Consider the following 15,558-nt stretch of genomic DNA (forward strand, 5'->3'; position numbering starts at 1 on the left):
GTAATCTTTATATTATAAAATTTTACTATGGGATGGAAAATGTTATCCATAAAAATGGTATTTGAATTTTTGAAAAATTAATTTTTCAAATCTATGACAGGGTGAAGAAAGTCACATAAATGAGTCAATGCGCTATAAACGCTCAATTCCAACAATTTATTGTTGCACTGTCTTGCCTAAAAGCGTTTTTCATAGAATAGATAGTTTATATTTTTTAAGGCTGAATTCGCATCTATGAGTGCCCCCTCTTTGCTTTTTCGATCCCCGGTATCTTCCGCGTCTTCTTCACCCTTTGGGGCTATGTCAGCTGAACGTCAGGATTTATTTTTCTCTTTGGCTTTGACAGCATTACCCCGTCCTATGATTAATCCTTTATGCCAGATCGTTATTGCAAGGCTGGAAAGGCGTGTCCCGGGGCTCAAACAACGTCTTCAGCCTCTCGATGGTAAAAAACTTTTCGTTCAACCGGAAGAACTAGACGTTGGATTTCTCCTTAGTTTCAGAAATGGACATCCAGAATTAAATGCATTGGCAGTGGGTTCTCCTGTAAAAGTAGATGCCAAATTAGCGGCTTCTCTTGATACCTTTTTTGATCTGCTTCACGGAAAAAGTGATGGGGACGCTTTGTTCTTTTCTCGTGATTTAAAAGTTGACGGTGATATGGCGGTTGTCGTTGCGCTTCGAAACGCGATGGATGGTCTTGGGGAAGACTTGCTAAGTGATATTTTTTCGCCTCCTGCACCCTTCAATCATCTACTTAATCGGGTAAGTAGTGTTGCTAATCGTTGTGTAGATCGTGTCGTAGCGCCATTCCTGCAAAAAACAGCAAGGCTTGAGTCCGATATTGGCTCTATGCGAGCAGAAATCGACCAATTACGACGGCATCAATATCAGAAAGCTCAGCCCCCCTTCTCCAAGGTAGAGGTTGTGTCCTCTGTAGAAAAAAATAACCGTACTTCACCTAAAGTTGACCAAAAACCTATAGAATTATTAGCACCAGCAGGCACACCCGCTGCACTTCGTTCGGCCATTGATGCCGGTGCTAATGCTGTTTATCTTGGATTTCGTGATGAAACGAATGCTCGGAATTATCCGGGGCTCAATTTTTCCCGTGATGATCTGAAAGAAGGTCTCGCCTATGCGCATGAGCGGGGGCGACGGGTACATGTTGCCATCAATACATATGCGGCAGCGGGTAATATGCAACCTTGGTATAAAGCTATTGATACTGCTGCTGAATTAGGCGTTGATGCTCTTATTATGGCGGATATCGGTTTATTATCCTATGCTAGTAAGCGGTATCCTGACCTTTCGCGCCATTTATCTGTACAGGCAGGTGCTTCTACGCCGGCGGCTATTCAATTTTATTATGAAATGTTTGGTATTAACCGGATGGTTTTACCACGGATGTTCACTTTAGATGAAATCGCGATTCTGAAAGAAAAAGTGCCTATTGAAATTGAAACCTTCATATTTGGTAGCTTGTCACCGATGTCTGAAGGTCGTTGTGCTCTTTCTGCTTATGCAACAGGTCGTTCTCCTAATCTTTGTGGAGTTTGTTCTCCTGCCGAGCATGTCCGCTATGAGAATCGCGAAGGTGTATTGGTGTCTCAGTTAGGTGATTTTGTGATCAACCGGTTTGAAGAAGGGGAGGCCGCTGGCTATCCTACACTTTGCAAAGGGCGCTATATTCCCGAAGGTGGAGACGCCTGTTACCTCTTTGAGAAACCAGAATGTCTTAATGCTGCAGAGTATATTGCTAGTTTGCGTGCCGCCGGCGTGACCTCATTTAAAATTGAAGGTCGGCAGCGTAGCCGTTTTTATACGACAGAAGTAGTTTCCTGTTTTCGAGCCTTATTGGATGCAGAAGCTGCTGGTGAAGCTATCGAAACTTTGCCAGATGTCTTAGAAAGATTGCATAAGTTAGCAGAGGGCGGAGAGGAAACTCGGGGTGCCTATCGGAAAGGATGGCGATGAACACACCTATAAATGATCGTTTAACATTAGGGCCAGTGATGTTCTCATGGGCGGCTCGCTCTTTACGTGATTTTTATTTCCGTATCGCAGATGAAGCTGACATCGATACTGTTTATTTAGGTGAAGTAATCTGTTCTAAACGTTTTCCTTTTTTAAAACGTCATCTACCTGAAATTATTGAAAGATTGCAGCAAGGGGGTAAAAAATTAGTATTTTCCTCTTTGGCCCTTGTCGGTACTGTTGAAGAAGTGTCGGAGATGGAAGATATGGTCAGAACGGCCAAGGGCACCATCGAAGCTAATGATGTTAGTTTGGTGCGTCTTTTACAAGGAAAAGACCATCATCTTGGGCCTTTTGTTAATGTTTATAATGAAGGAGCCCTTGATTTTCTTATCCGGCTAGGGGCTAAAAAAATATGCCTTAATCCCGAACTTCCTGCTTCTGTTATTAAAGAATTGGCTGCACGAAGTAGTGTGCCTTTGGAAGTTATTGCTTTTGGGCGGTTTCCTATTTCCATTTCAGCCCGTTGCTTTGATGCGCGTGCTAAAGGACGCAGTAAGGATGACTGTCGGTTTGCTTGCCTTAACCATGTAGATGGTTTGACAATTCAGACATTAGACAAACAACCTTTTTTAACGGTTAATGGAATGCAAACATTAACCTATGGCTGTGGCAATTTATTGCATGCAATGCCTGATTTACAACAGGCGGGTATTCATGACTTCCGGCTTTCTCCGCAGTCTGGAGATATGGTGGCTACAGCCTCCTTATTCCGTCAACGCTTAAAGGGCGAAATTGATGGGGATACGGCTAGTGCCTTGTTAGCTGAACTGCATCCTGAAATGCCCGGGTTTTCTAATGGATTTCTTTATTCAAAACCTGGGCATCAATTTATTACAGATGGGCCCGTACTGAATCCGATGCCGCTTTAAATGCTTCTTTTGTCGATTGGGGTTGATCTGCAGTCGTGGATCGACCCTCAGGCATCGCTTTACTATATTGATAGATCATTCGATATAAATCGGCAGGGGTCATATCCTCTTCATGATGATTAGGGCGTATGATGATGCCTTTTTCATTAAAACATAAAAAGACGTAAGGTGTGTGACGGTCTTTGCAAGGGACACTGATTGTAGGAATGCTTGGACGATGGTCGCCGAAGAACACCAATATAGCTGATTTTTTAGCCTTAGCAAAATAATCAATTAAGTCACCTAGCATGCGATCACTATTCTCGGCATGATGTACATAGGAATGTAGCAAACCTTCAGGGGTCGCTTCACCATCTGCATCCCATGGTCCATGATTTTCCATAGTGACAGTATAAATAAAAGTGGGTTTTTGGCATGAATCCATGAAGTTTATCAATTTTTGCCCTAAAGTAACGTCATCAACATAACGTTGTCCTTTTTGGGGCGGTGAAAAATAATCCAGACCTATTAAGCGGGAAAAACCGGCCAAAGGCATGATATCATCACGATTATAGAAGCGCATATCATGAGGGTGAACAAAAAGGGTATCATAACTATAAGCTTGCAAACGGGCAGATAAAGCATAGGTGATTTCGCGTTTGGCCGTCATAAAAGGATCGAACTGTCTAAATCCTAAATCCGTATCATCGCGGCCAAATAATACCCCATATTCTGTCCGCATAGTATAAGCGCCAAAACCATTGACATGAAGTTTTCCACTTTGCCAAGCGTGTTCACGGGCTTTTTTTAGTGTCGGCAGGGGGGGGCGATTCTTAAGCGTAGGCAACTCAGCTGGATCCATGAACGATTCACATTGGATAACCAGAATAATTTCTGGTTTTTGACCTAATGAGACATCTTTTTTTTCTATATTATCGGCTTTCAAGGGTAAAGGATCAGGGCTGTTCCACCAACGCTGCCAATATAAAAAGAGTGTCGCTAGCAATCCGAGACTTTTGGAATCTTCTTCCAAATCAGGCGTTAACGCTAAATTTTTAAACGGTGGTATTTTTAGTAACAAAAAAAGAACAAAGAGATCAACACAAAGAAGAAAAAGACCTCTTATATGAGGCATAGCCTGTCTTTTATTGAGGATTATAAAAAATATAATCAGAATAGGCGTAACTGTGGATAGCAACCAGCATGTTAAGGATGATAAGGCGGTCAAATAAAAACGAGGATGGCGTGCCACAGAAATAAGAACTAAAAAGTCAGAAAATATCAGCGGCTCCCCCAGCATTTTATATTTGGTATTTGATATAGCTACCAAAGCTGCATGGAGTGCAATTGTTATCACCATTGATAACGGAGCATTGCCAGATAAAAGCAAGAAGAAGCTAAAAACGGCTGTAACGACAGTATTCTGAAGAACAAGACCGTTAAGAGTCCGTCGATGGTAAGGAACAGTACGACGGTCAAGGATCGAGCTTAAAAAAAGGGTCACTGCGATAAACAGCAGATCATTTGTCACTTTGATTAATGCCCTATTTTTGTCAAAATTGAAGTTCCTCGGCTGAGCGAAACTCTTCTATGAGCCGCTATGGCTATTCTGTCTATGGGATAACAAAATTCATAGATATAGTGGCTATTGCAGTGATGTCGCATTCTATAATAATTCTTTTCAATTACTGGTATAATGTCAAAATATTGGCATAAAGCGTATGAACAGATTGGAAACATGTTCTTATATGTTTAATTTGTTCTAACTATCGTTACATATTCTGATACCTCTAAAAGGTGTCTGAATCACTTTTTTGTATAAAAACAAAACTCTGTTTTGTTCTGCGTAGAGTAAAATGAAAGGGGCCGTATGGCCAAGCTTGTCGTTCGAAGCTTAGAAATAAGTAATTATTTCATCATGGATATTCGGAGTTATCGAAACCATGTATGAATATCGAAAGACAATCCTTAGCGATGATAATGCACCGCTCGTTGCGGCACCTGGTGCTACCCCGGTTCCCCTTCCAAACCGTAATTTGCTTTTACTTCAAGGCTTGATGGGGCCTTTATTCCGTCGACTTGGACAGGCTTTAATGAAGCAAGGCTATACGGTTTATAAAGTCAATTTTAATGGAGGAGATCGCTTTTTTTGGCGACTTCCGAATGGGATTGATTATTGTGGGGATGAATCTGGGTGGCCTGATTTTTTTGAAGCCCTTATCAACAGATTTAATATTACAGATGTTATTTTATTTGGAGATTGCCGCGCGCTTCATCGGGGGGCTATTCGGGTCTGCCATAAATTACATATCCCCGTACATGTATTTGAAGAAGGTTATATCCGGCCAGATTGGGTGACGCTAGAATTAGGGGGCGTTAATGGCCATTCTTCTCTCCCGAAGGATCCTGAATGGTATAAAACCGAGGCGGCGAAACTACCTGTTCTTCCAGAACATAAACCCGTGCCTTCCTCTTTTGTCCGGCGTGCCTATGAAGGCATCTCTTATAGTCTCGCTACAGCCGCTTTAAAGTGGCATTACCCTTATTGGAAAGATTACCGTCCATGGCCCCCTTTGGTCGAAGGGGTGGGCTGGTTGCGACGGTTGTGCCGTCGAAAAAAAGCTCAAGCACGGACGGATCTTTTGTTGGCTCGGCTTGAGCGAGAACAGACACCTTATGTGCTTTTTCCATTACAACTTGATGCTGATTCTCAAGTCAGATTGCATTCACCTTTTAATGGAATGTTAGAAGCTATTGAGTTGGTATTAGGTTCTTTTGCACATTACGCACCCAAAAATTTAAGATTAGTAATAAAAGAACATCCTCTTGATAATGGAGTACGCGATTGGTGCTCTGAATCCTTTGCTATTGCTAAACGATTGGGGATTGCTGATCGGATTGACTATATGGAGCGAGGCGATATCGCTCTTGTTACCCAAAAAGCGCAAGCCTTAGTCACGATCAATAGCACCTGTGGCACGCTAGCATTAAATTGTAATGTTCCCGTAATTACCTTGGGACAGGCAGTCTATGATATTATAGGTGTGACATATCAGGGAGAACTGGACAATTTTTGGGAAAATCCCGGTAAACCAGATCAGGAAATTTTTTCAGCTTTTAAACGTGTTCTGATTGAACGCTGTCTTGTCCCGGGTGGATTTTTTTCGGAAGAAGCGTTAGCTAAAGTGATGAAGGGGGTTCTGACACGATTACAGGCGGCTTGCCCAATAGAGCCCAGTCTTGTCCGATCTATAAGCAGGTCTTCTTCCTCTTCTTTAGTTTCTTCTCCTCCAAGGTTAGTTGCTTCCGCAGGCCATGCTCCAAATCTATCTCTGCCACCCCAATAAAACTTATATTTTTTAAGAAATTAGAAAAAATTATACGGATCAACATCTATGGTGATCCGTATAGAGGAAGGAATGTCTACTGTACTTAACCACTTCCGAATAATTTTTTGTACTGCCACTGTTCTTTTGGCTTGTACCAATAAGCGATAACGGTAGCGACCGCGTAATTGCATCATGGGAGCAGGGGCAGGACCGAAAATTTCCATATCGGTTCTTATAGGCGCCGTGTGTCCTAACCTGTGAGCTATAGCTTCTGCCACGTCCTGTTTTTCAGACGAGATAATTAAGGCAACATACCTTCCAAAGGGTGGTGCCTCGGTTATTTCTCTTACGTCCATTTCTGCCTGATAAAATTGTTCGCGATTTCCTGAGATCAAGGCTTGAATCACGGGGACATCTGGCTCGTAGGTCTGAATAAAAACATGACCCATTAAATCGCTTCGTCCTGCCCGTCCAGCGACCTGAGCAATTTGTTGAAAACTATGTTCTGAAGCGCGCAGATCACCGCCTTGTAACCCTAAATCAGCGTCCACTACCCCTACTACAGTTAATCGGGGGAAATGGTATCCTTTGGTAACAAGTTGTGTTCCTACAATAATATCAATGGCCCCTTGTTCCATCTGATCAATGAATGCCGCGGCTTGTATCGGGGTCGTCAAAGTATCTGACGTCACTGTTGCAATACGCGCTTCAGGAAAAAGGATTGAGGCTTCTTCCGTAATTCTTTCTACGCCGGGACCACAGGCAACAAGGGCATCTTTTTCATGACATTCTGGACAATGATCTGGAATGGTTGTTGTGAACCCACAATGGTGACAGATCATTTGCCCTTGTTGTCTATGTTCAACCATCCATGCGGTACAATGTGGACATTGAATACGATAGCCACAGTGGCGACATAGCGTTAGAGGAGCATAACCCCGCCTATTTAAAAAAAGCAGGCCCTGTTCGTGACGGACTAAGGCCTCTTTTAGCGATTTTACCAAAGGTTCTGCTAACCAGCGACCACGGGGTAGAGGATGTTCTAATAGATTAATGGCGTGGATATTGGGTAATCCAGCTGAACCATGCCTTTTGGGTAATTTGATCTCTTTATAATGCCCTAATTTTACTTGCAGGACAGTTTCGAGGGCTGGTGTTGCAGAGGCCAAAATAGCCGGAATTTCTTCAAATTTGGCACGCATGACAGCGACATCACGTGCCTGATAACATACGCCGTCTTCTTGTTTAAAACTGGTCTCGTGGGCTTCATCAACAATAATGAGTCCCATATTTTTGAAGGGTAGAAATAAGGCTGATCTGGCTCCAATAACAACCTTGGCTTTTCCTGATACGATGGCACGCCATGCCTGTCGTCGTCGAGATTGAGAAAGATCGGAATGCCATGCAACAGGTTTGCAGCCAAAACGGCTAGAAAATCGGGTTAAAAAAGGCTCGGTTAACGCAATCTCAGGTAATAAAATAAGGGCTTGTTTCTGATCCTTTATAGCCTGTGCTACAGCTTCGAAATAAACTTCGGTTTTACCCGATCCTGTGACACCATCTAAGAGAAAAGGTCTAAATTTACTTTCTTCTACAGCGGATCGCAGTTGATCTGCTGCTTCTTGTTGTTGTCGTGACAAAACGGGTAATTTGAAATTGGGATCGGGTATGGCTATTATTTCATCTGCCTTAACCTCTAGAGCCGCTAAGGCGCCCTCCTTAATTAGCCCTCGGATAACAGCGACTGAGACATGAGCAAATGTTGCTAATTCATTTATTTGACCTTTTTTTCCTGACAGCCTTTCCAAGGCTTGCTTTCGTAAAACCGTCAGACGTGTGGGAATATTTCCGGTAGGATAATATTCGTGGGTAATTTTCGTATTCATCAATGGTGGCGGTAACGGTAATCCCATGCGTAAAATCGCACTTTCTGAGGCCATATAATAAGCAGCAACCCAACTTATTAGGCGTCGATAAGAGCGTTTGGCAGGAGGCAAATCGTAAATTTCACTGATAGATCTCAACCTTGATTCTGGGATAATATCATTTTTTAAAGGAAGCGTATCCCAAACCATACCTGAAATCTGGCGGGGCCCTAAAGGGATACGTACGATGCTACCCGGGACGATATCCTTTCCCACCGGCAAGGTATAAGTGAGAATCCCCAAAGAAGGATTTGTCGTCAAAACAGGAATACGAAGCTTCACAAAAGCCTTATCTCATTAAAAAACCTTATTATTGATAAGGTTTGTTTATATTTGCTTTATTTTCTTATTTTAAAGCACTCAATTAATAAAATTATAGGCAGCTTAAAAGAAGATTATAGAAACTTACTCTTTAGATTTCTGTCCAACATACAAAATGAGCGAGCGGGTAAAGAAATTTACCCGCTCGTAAAATAATATTGATTTTAAATTTAGTAGCAAAATCTCATAGGGACATAATCGCCAATATATGGATCCCATTGCATGCGTGTACCACAACCTCCATAATATCCGTAGCCCCCATAGCCATAGGCACCATTAGCAATAAGTGCACCTGTCATAACGCCTAATGCGCCCATACCAAAAGCCGCTCCAGGTCCCCAGCCGCCACGATAGCCATGGTAATAACCACCACCGCCCCAGCCACCGCCACGGAAGCCTCTATCACCCCGAAAACCGCCACCCGGACCACCACCAGGTCCGCCACGGAAGCCACCACCACCAGGCCCACCGCCGCGCCCGCCACCGGGGCCGCCGCCGGGGCCGCCGCCACGACCAGGTTGCGCTAAGGCCGGAGAAAGACTCACTACACCAAGCGAAGAAGCCACTACGACTGCCACACCTAAACGCCATAATTTTTTTATCATCATTGCCTCTCTTCTCGATATAGCATGAGTGCTTGAACAAAGACCGAGATGATAGAATCGCGAACTTTGCCCCCATAACGAAAACAACTTATAATATAATATGTGAATGAGTTTAGAATGTTCCATTCATTTCTAATTCAACTAAGAAACACATTTTTTGAAATAGGGTTTTGTATCCGTTTGCTTTTTTATTTTTTCGACAAAATCGATACAGTTTTATATTTATACGTTTAAAAAGAACAATAATATTACCTTCTTTTGAAAAGGTCTTAACCCATGTCTCGTATAGCTGGTGTTCTTGCTCTCATAATGATCAGTGTTTCTCCTGCTATGGCTGTTCCTGCGCCTAAAATTGCTATTACCAATTTTGATCAGCTCGCTCATCCCTTACCTATGCCTTATGATGAACAAGCGAACGCAGATAAAGCCGTATCAAAGGCTAATGCCAAGGCTAAAAAAGCCCATAAATTATTGATTATTGATTTGGGTGGTAATTGGTGTCCAGATTGCAGAATATTAGGGGCTATGTTTGATCAGTCGGATTTAAAAGGTTTTGTTGATGCACATTATGAGATTGTTACAGTAGATGTCGGTCGGTTTGATAAAAATCTTCAGATTCCAGCCCGTTATGGAATAAAAGATCGTTTAAAAGGCGCTCCTACTATTCTTATTATTGATCCCAAAAAAGATGAATTATTAAATAAAGGCCATATTAATGCGCTTTCCGATGCGCGTGCTATGACGCCTCAGGCTATCGCAGATTGGCTAGCGCAATGGATACATTGAGGCTGTAGCTTTCCTTTACTCCTCACTCAGGACATTATAAATAGCATAAGTTAGCCTGTGTAATTCTTCTGATGTAATAGTAAAAGCAGGCGTAAGATAAATAATATTTCGAAATGGACGTACCCATACATCTTCTTGCAGTAATTTATTTTTTAAATGGTTAATGTCATTTATTTTATCTAGCTCAACAACGCCGATTGCGCCCATTATCCGAACATCTTTTACTTTGGGAAGTTCTCTACATAGTTCTAATTCAGTTTTCATTTGGGCAGAAATCGCAGCAATTTGATGCAGTCGAGGCTCTTGCTCGAATAAATCTAGAGAAGCATGTGCGCAAGCACAGGCGAGGGGATTCGCCATAAAGGTAGGACCATGCATTAAAGCATGGATGGGGTTGTCTGAAAGAAATCCTTCAAATATTTGAGGTGTTGCTACTGTTGCAGCTAATGCCATAGTCCCGCCGGTCAAGGCTTTCGATAGTGTTATAATATCAGGCACAATATCCGCTTGCTCACAAGCAAACATGGTTCCAGTGCGACCAAATCCGGTAAAAATTTCATCTAGAATCAGGAGCAATCCGTATTTATCGGCCAAGCGTCGAAGCCGTTTTAAAACCTCAGGATTATGAAAAATCATGCCACCTGCTCCTTGAACAAGAGGCTCAGTAATAATGGCAGCTATAGAGGACGCATATTTCTGCAAGAATTGGTCAAGAATGGACTCACTTTCTTCATCAATAGGTAGATCGCCAATATAATGTTCGGGTAAAATGCCTTTAAACAAACTGTGCATGCCTTCTTCAGGGTCACAAATAGCCATCGTTGCCATCGTGTCACCGTGATAACCGCCCCTAAAAGCCAGTAATTTTTGACGTTGGCTTTGCCCTTTATTAAGCCAATACTGCATAGCCATTTTTAAAGCGACTTCGACAGCGACCGAGCCGGAATCTGTAAAGAAAACGCGTTCAAGATTACCCGGTAAAAGATCGGCTAATCTTGTTGCTAAGCGTAACGCCGGTTCGTGCACTATCCCCCCAAACATAACATGGGGCATGGTGCGAAGCTGTTTTTCAGCCTGATGATAAATATAAGGATGGTTATAACCGTGACAGGCTGTCCACCACGAAGCAATACCATCAATCAAGCTGCGTCCATCAGCCAAGTAAATTTTACTTTTATCTGTTGCGACCGCTGCTATGGGGGTGACCATCGTCTGCATCTGGGTATAAGGTAGCCAGATATGGGTAAGACCTTGAGATAACCAATCGGGATTATGCATATCATTGCCTCATCAAGAGATACGGCCAGAAGCAAGATTGACGGCCAGTAAAAATTTTATCAGAAATACCCCTTCATGACGCGTTTTGATGATCATTTCCAGCAGGCCTTATCTGACTTATCCCAAAAAGGGCTACGACGGATAACGCAAATCATGCAGCCTCAACAAGGGCCTATGGTTATCAGAATGATTGATAATCGTTTACTTTGTGACTTCTCTTCTAATGATTACCTCGGTTTGTCGCACCATCCTCTTTTGAAAGAACGAGCGCAGATATGGACTGAACAAGTGGGGGTAGGCGCTCGCGCTTCTAGATTGGTTTCAGGTAGCCTGATTTTTCATCAACAAGTCGAAGAAAAAGTTGCACGTTTTAAACGGAAAGAAGCTGCCTTATTATTCCCGTCAGGATGGCAAGCAAATGCTTCGGTTTTACCGGCTTTATTTCGATTATCTCAAGAACAAACGGGGCATAAAGCGCTTGTTTTTACCGATAGGCTTAATCATGCCAGTTTGCATCACGGTTGTGCTGCTGCGGGTGCGGGACAGATACGTTTTCGTCATAATGATCTTGTTCATCTGACCGCTTTATTAGAAAAATACCAATCTGAAAAAGGTTTACGCTTTATAATCACAGAGAGCGTTTTCAGCATGGATGGTGATCAAGCGAATATTATCGGATTGCGCAAGATTGCTGACCAATTCAATGCTTTCCTTTATCTGGATGAAGCACATGCTACCGGCATCCTAGGGGTAGAGGGGCGTGGGCTTTCTGCCGATCAGCTGGGTGCTGATTTGGTAATGGGGACATTTAGTAAGGCTTTGGGATGTTTTGGCGCTTATATAGCGGGTTCGCGTGCTGTTTGTGACTGGCTTATTAATAGTTGTTCAGGCTTTATATACAGTACCGCGCTTCCACCTTCCATGCTTGGCGCTATGGATGCAGCCTTGGATATTGTTCCGACAATGGATATAGAGCGGCATCGCCTTTTAGAAAAGGCAACGTGGTTAAGACAACAATTACAGCAAGTCGGACTCGATACAGGATTATCCTCGACACCGATCATTCCTATTATTATCGGTGAGAATAGCAAAACCTTACAAGCTGCTAAATTTTTGGAAGAAAACGATATTCTTACAATCGCTATTCGACCTCCTACCGTTCCCTCTCATTCAAGCCGTTTACGGATAGCCTTAACCGCTATACATGATGATAGAATGTTAGAACAACTATGCTCTAGTCTTGTAAAATTAGCATCCTTCTTAACAAGGCAAGTATAATGCAGCCTCCTCGTTTTCTGTTTGTGCATGGCTGGGGCTTTGATAAAAATTTTTGGAATGCTGTCCGACAAAATTTAGGTGAACATCTCGGATCCAGTCTTGATTTTGGCTATTTTGATAAGGCAAATTTGGACTATGATTGGTCTCAACCTTTTATTGCTATCGGTCATTCGCTTGGTTTTTTGTGGCTTTTACAACAACCGCTTTTCGCCTGCAGCGGTCTTATTTCAATCAATGGTTTTACACGTTTTTCGGCTTCAGATGATTGGCCCTTGGGCATTCCTAAGAGAATAACGGAACGCATGTTGATAGGCATAAGCCGGAATCCAGCGATAGTGATTCAGCAGTTCAGGCATCGTCTCAATTATGAGGCTTCTTTGCCGGATGCTTTTAATCTATCTGCTTTAGAAGGCGGCTTACGCCTATTATTAGAACAAAATAACCATAGGGTATGTCAGACTTGGTCTGAAAAAATTGCAGCTCTATCGGGCGATGCCGATCCTATCTTACCCGCCGCACTCACAAAAGCGTGCTTTGCCAAGCCGATAGCGCTTCAATGGCAGAAAGACGGTGGTCATTTATTACCTTTAACGAATCCTAAAATTTGTGCCAATTTTATCCAGCAACAAACCCAACGCTTTTTATCATGATATTAACCCGTAAAGAAAAAATCGCGGCCTGTTTTGGGAAGGCTTCTGACTATGATCAGGCCGCCCACATTCAAAAAGAGGTCGCAAGAAGACTAGCCGGAAAAATTAAAGCTGCTTTTCGCCAGAAGTCTCTCCCCCGTCAAATATTAGAATTTGGTTGTGGCACTGGTTTTTTAACTGAGCAATTGGTTAAACTTTTCCCAGAGGCGCATATCAGAGTAACTGATCTTTCCTCAGACATGCTTGATCGAACGAAGGGCCGATTACAGCAATCTGATAGGCGTAATTATCTTGATTTTCAGGTCATGGATGGAGAAAATCCACCTAAAGATCAGTTTTACGATCTCATTTGTTCTAGTCTAAGTCTACAATGGTTTACGGATCGGCGGTCTGCAATGGCAGCGCTTATCCAACAGCTTAATCCTGATGGCCAGTTGATAGTTTCAACTTTATGCCAGAATAGTTTTCAGGAATGGCGCGATCTTTACGCAGAAGCAGGATTAATCTGTCCACTCCTTGATAATGCGCCGATAGAGGTTTTGGAAACTGACTGGCCCCTATCAGGACAAGGATCATGGCAGAGCGAAGATATTATTGACTATCCTGAAAGCGGTTTTTCTTTTCTCAAGAATCTTAAGAAAATTGGGGCTTCTTTACCTAAAGAAGGCTCATCGCCCCTTTCGTTTCACCAATTAAGTCAGCTGTTGAAGCGTTTTGACGAGGAGAAGCCAAAGATAACTTATCAAATAGGATATGGTCTATTCCGTAAAAAAAATCGGTTGGGGGTTTTTGTTACGGGTACCGATACGGGTATCGGAAAGACTTTTACAGCCGCTTGTCTTGTCAAAGCATGGCAGGCGCGTTACTGGAAACCCATACAAACAGGGCTGGCTGAGGAGGCAGGAGACAGCGCCACTGTTGCCCAATTGGCCGATTTACCCACAGATCACATCCTACCGCCGGCAGTTGCTTTGTCCGCTCCCTTGTCGCCGGCTGCCGCCGCCCATTTAGAAAATTACAGTATCAGTAACGATGATTTACGGTTACCAAAAATGGATAACGAGCCTTTGGTTATTGAAGGCGCAGGCGGATTGATGGTTCCCATCACAGCCGATAAAATGATGATTGATGTGATAAAAGAATATGGCTTTCCCGCTATTTTAGTCGCCAGAAGCGGTTTAGGTACTATCAATCATACTCTTCTAAGTTTGGAAGCCCTGCGAAATCGGGATATTCCTATCGCGGGGGTCATTATGTGTGGCGTCCTTGATAAGGCGAATAAACAGGCTATTGAATTTTATGGAAAGGTGAAAGTAATCGCCGAAATTCCTTTCTTGAATATCATTAATGATCATCAGGTTTCTTTAGTGGCTCAGAAGATACCCACCCTTGAAAGTCTGTTGCCGAAGAATAGCTGAGGATAATTTTTATATCCTGCATAAAAGGATAGAACATGGCCGATAATGAAGAGGGTATCTCTGTCCCATATAGTTTTGCTAAGGCTAATCAACTCCAAGAAGAGGATGGCATAGGCAGTGAAGAAGAGCAGGGGCATCCTGTTCGTTTATTTATCATGGAATGGGAACATCATCTGCGTTTTTCGCTGCGTCGTTCACCCCACAGTATTCGTGCCTATATTGCTACTGCCCATAGGCTAGTCACTTTTCTAGCTCAGCATCGCGGCGAAATAATTGATAAAGCGGCATTACATACGCTTAATTTAGCAGAAATGCGGGCTTATTTGGCTGAACGGAGACAGAGCGGGCTGGCTAATAATTCGGCATCCCGCGAAATATCGGCTATTCGCGCTTTTTTAACTTTTGCTGGTGTTGATCCACTTCCTGCTCTCAAAGGGCCTCGTCTTAAAAAAGGGGTGCCTCGCCCTTTATCACCGCAAGATGCAGTTTCGTTAGCCAAAGAGGTTAGTGAAGACGCCGCCCAACCGTGGATAGAGGCGCGTGATCTGGCTTTATTATTATTACTTTATGGATCAGGACTTCGCATCGGAGAGGCTTTAAGCCTTAAGGGGGATCAATTTCCCTTCGGGGCTATTCTCCGAGTAACTGGTAAGCGCTCGAAAACAAGATTAGTGCCTTTATTAGAAAAAGTAAGAGCGGCGCTTGAACATTATGTCCAGCTTTGCCCTTTCCCCTTAGCCGCTGAAACACCTTTTTTCTTTGGGGCTAAAGGAGGTCCTCTATCGGCTGATGTTATCAGAAGAAACGTTAGAAAAGCACGTTACCAACTAGGGTTTGATAATAAGGTAACACCCCATGCTTTACGCCATAGTTTCGCTTCACATCTATTAGGGCGGGGTGCCGATCTTCGTAGTTTGCAAGAGCTATTAGGCCATGCCAGTCTATCTTCCACCCAGATATATACCGCAGTCGATGCGGCACGTTTACTTGATGTATATCGCGCCGCACATCCGCGAGCGGAAAGAGAGCCCTAACCTAAATAGGCATTGTCTATTTTTTGTCTGTTATGACTATCTCTTT

The 15,558-nt window shown here is 43.1% G+C and carries 12 protein-coding genes; 8 read left to right on the forward strand and 4 right to left on the reverse strand.

Annotated elements, in window-relative coordinates; translation table 11 throughout:
* Positions 1 to 234: 234 nt before the first annotated feature.
* Together ubiU and ubiV are read left to right on the forward strand one after the other, a co-directional pair.
* Positions 235 to 1,977: a ubiquinone anaerobic biosynthesis protein UbiU gene (gene ubiU, locus ZYMOP_RS06140; RefSeq protein ID WP_013934485.1), complete on the forward strand. Its 1,743-nt coding sequence runs from the start codon at positions 235 to 237 to the stop codon at positions 1,975 to 1,977.
* Positions 1,974 to 2,909, forward strand: a complete 936-nt coding sequence (ubiV, locus tag ZYMOP_RS06145) for a ubiquinone anaerobic biosynthesis protein UbiV (RefSeq protein WP_013934486.1) — start codon at positions 1,974 to 1,976, stop codon at positions 2,907 to 2,909. Before ubiU ends, ubiV begins: the two co-directional genes overlap by 4 nt.
* Here ubiV and ZYMOP_RS06150 read toward each other — a convergent pair.
* Positions 2,872 to 4,419, reverse strand: a complete 1,548-nt coding sequence (locus ZYMOP_RS06150; protein WP_013934487.1) for an LTA synthase family protein — start codon at positions 4,417 to 4,419, stop codon at positions 2,872 to 2,874. The genes ubiV and ZYMOP_RS06150 overlap by 38 nt on opposite strands.
* A 412-nt stretch (positions 4,420 to 4,831) precedes the next feature.
* On the opposite strand from ZYMOP_RS06150, the gene ZYMOP_RS06155 reads away from it, so the two are divergent.
* Positions 4,832 to 6,235, forward strand: coding sequence for a capsule biosynthesis protein (locus ZYMOP_RS06155; protein ID WP_013934488.1), 1,404 nt, complete (start codon positions 4,832 to 4,834; stop codon positions 6,233 to 6,235).
* Positions 6,236 to 6,255: 20 nt separating this feature from the next.
* Here ZYMOP_RS06155 and ZYMOP_RS06160 read toward each other — a convergent pair whose 3' ends face one another.
* Both ZYMOP_RS06160 and ZYMOP_RS06165 read right to left on the reverse strand, forming a co-directional pair.
* Positions 6,256 to 8,424, reverse strand: a complete 2,169-nt coding sequence (locus ZYMOP_RS06160) for a primosomal protein N' (protein WP_013934489.1) — start codon at positions 8,422 to 8,424, stop codon at positions 6,256 to 6,258.
* A 209-nt stretch (positions 8,425 to 8,633) separates the two neighbouring features.
* A complete protein-coding gene (locus ZYMOP_RS06165) occupies positions 8,634 to 9,071 on the reverse strand; it encodes a hypothetical protein (protein WP_252507408.1) in 438 nt (145 codons plus the stop codon).
* 273 nt (positions 9,072 to 9,344) lie between these two features.
* On the opposite strand from ZYMOP_RS06165, the gene ZYMOP_RS06170 reads away from it, so the two are divergent.
* Positions 9,345 to 9,854 carry a thioredoxin family protein gene (locus ZYMOP_RS06170; protein WP_013934491.1) on the forward strand — a complete coding sequence of 170 codons (510 nt, stop codon included), beginning with the start codon at positions 9,345 to 9,347 and terminating at the stop codon, positions 9,852 to 9,854.
* Positions 9,855 to 9,869: 15 nt separating this feature from the next.
* On the opposite strand, the gene ZYMOP_RS06175 is transcribed toward ZYMOP_RS06170, so the two are convergent.
* Positions 9,870 to 11,132 carry an adenosylmethionine--8-amino-7-oxononanoate transaminase gene (locus tag ZYMOP_RS06175; protein WP_013934492.1) on the reverse strand — a complete coding sequence of 421 codons (1,263 nt, stop codon included), beginning with the start codon at positions 11,130 to 11,132 and terminating at the stop codon, positions 9,870 to 9,872.
* 75 nt (positions 11,133 to 11,207) lie between these two features.
* Between ZYMOP_RS06175 and ZYMOP_RS06180 the strand changes: the two genes are divergently transcribed.
* From ZYMOP_RS06180 to ZYMOP_RS06195, 4 genes are all read left to right on the forward strand, one after another.
* Entirely contained in the window at positions 11,208 to 12,410 is a 1,203-nt protein-coding gene (locus ZYMOP_RS06180; protein WP_013934493.1) for an aminotransferase class I/II-fold pyridoxal phosphate-dependent enzyme, read from the forward strand.
* A complete protein-coding gene (locus tag ZYMOP_RS06185) occupies positions 12,410 to 13,060 on the forward strand; it encodes an alpha/beta fold hydrolase (RefSeq protein ID WP_013934494.1) in 651 nt (216 codons plus the stop codon). Before ZYMOP_RS06180 ends, ZYMOP_RS06185 begins: the two co-directional genes overlap by 1 nt.
* Positions 13,057 to 14,478 carry a dethiobiotin synthase gene (gene bioD, locus ZYMOP_RS06190; RefSeq protein WP_013934495.1) on the forward strand — a complete coding sequence of 474 codons (1,422 nt, stop codon included), beginning with the start codon at positions 13,057 to 13,059 and terminating at the stop codon, positions 14,476 to 14,478. The genes ZYMOP_RS06185 and bioD overlap by 4 nt, the downstream gene beginning before the upstream one ends.
* A gap of 155 nt (positions 14,479 to 14,633) precedes the next feature.
* A complete protein-coding gene (locus ZYMOP_RS06195; protein ID WP_041582086.1) occupies positions 14,634 to 15,512 on the forward strand; it encodes a tyrosine recombinase XerC in 879 nt (292 codons plus the stop codon).
* The last annotated feature ends 46 nt before the right edge of the window (positions 15,513 to 15,558 follow it).

The sequence above is a fragment of the Zymomonas mobilis subsp. pomaceae ATCC 29192 genome (assembly GCF_000218875.1).
GTDB classification, from domain to species: Bacteria; Pseudomonadota; Alphaproteobacteria; order Sphingomonadales; family Sphingomonadaceae; genus Zymomonas; species Zymomonas pomaceae.

Excerpts from the sequence above, each read along its gene's own strand:
- ZYMOP_RS06195 (WP_041582086.1), top strand. The coding sequence starts at position 14,634 with ATGGAATGGGAACATCATCTGCGTTTTTCGCTGCGTCGTTCACCCCAC.
- ZYMOP_RS06175 (WP_013934492.1), bottom strand. The coding sequence starts at position 11,132 with ATGCATAATCCCGATTGGTTATCTCAAGGTCTTACCCATATCTGGCTA.
- ubiV (WP_013934486.1), top strand. The coding sequence starts at position 1,974 with ATGAACACACCTATAAATGATCGTTTAACATTAGGGCCAGTGATGTTC.
- ubiU (WP_013934485.1), top strand. The coding sequence starts at position 235 with ATGAGTGCCCCCTCTTTGCTTTTTCGATCCCCGGTATCTTCCGCGTCT.
- ZYMOP_RS06180 (WP_013934493.1), top strand. The coding sequence starts at position 11,208 with ATGACGCGTTTTGATGATCATTTCCAGCAGGCCTTATCTGACTTATCC.
- ZYMOP_RS06170 (WP_013934491.1), top strand. The coding sequence starts at position 9,345 with ATGTCTCGTATAGCTGGTGTTCTTGCTCTCATAATGATCAGTGTTTCT.
- bioD (WP_013934495.1), top strand. The coding sequence starts at position 13,057 with ATGATATTAACCCGTAAAGAAAAAATCGCGGCCTGTTTTGGGAAGGCT.
- ZYMOP_RS06155 (WP_013934488.1), top strand. The coding sequence starts at position 4,832 with ATGTATGAATATCGAAAGACAATCCTTAGCGATGATAATGCACCGCTC.
- ZYMOP_RS06185 (WP_013934494.1), top strand. The coding sequence starts at position 12,410 with ATGCAGCCTCCTCGTTTTCTGTTTGTGCATGGCTGGGGCTTTGATAAA.
- ZYMOP_RS06165 (WP_252507408.1), bottom strand. The coding sequence starts at position 9,071 with ATGATGATAAAAAAATTATGGCGTTTAGGTGTGGCAGTCGTAGTGGCT.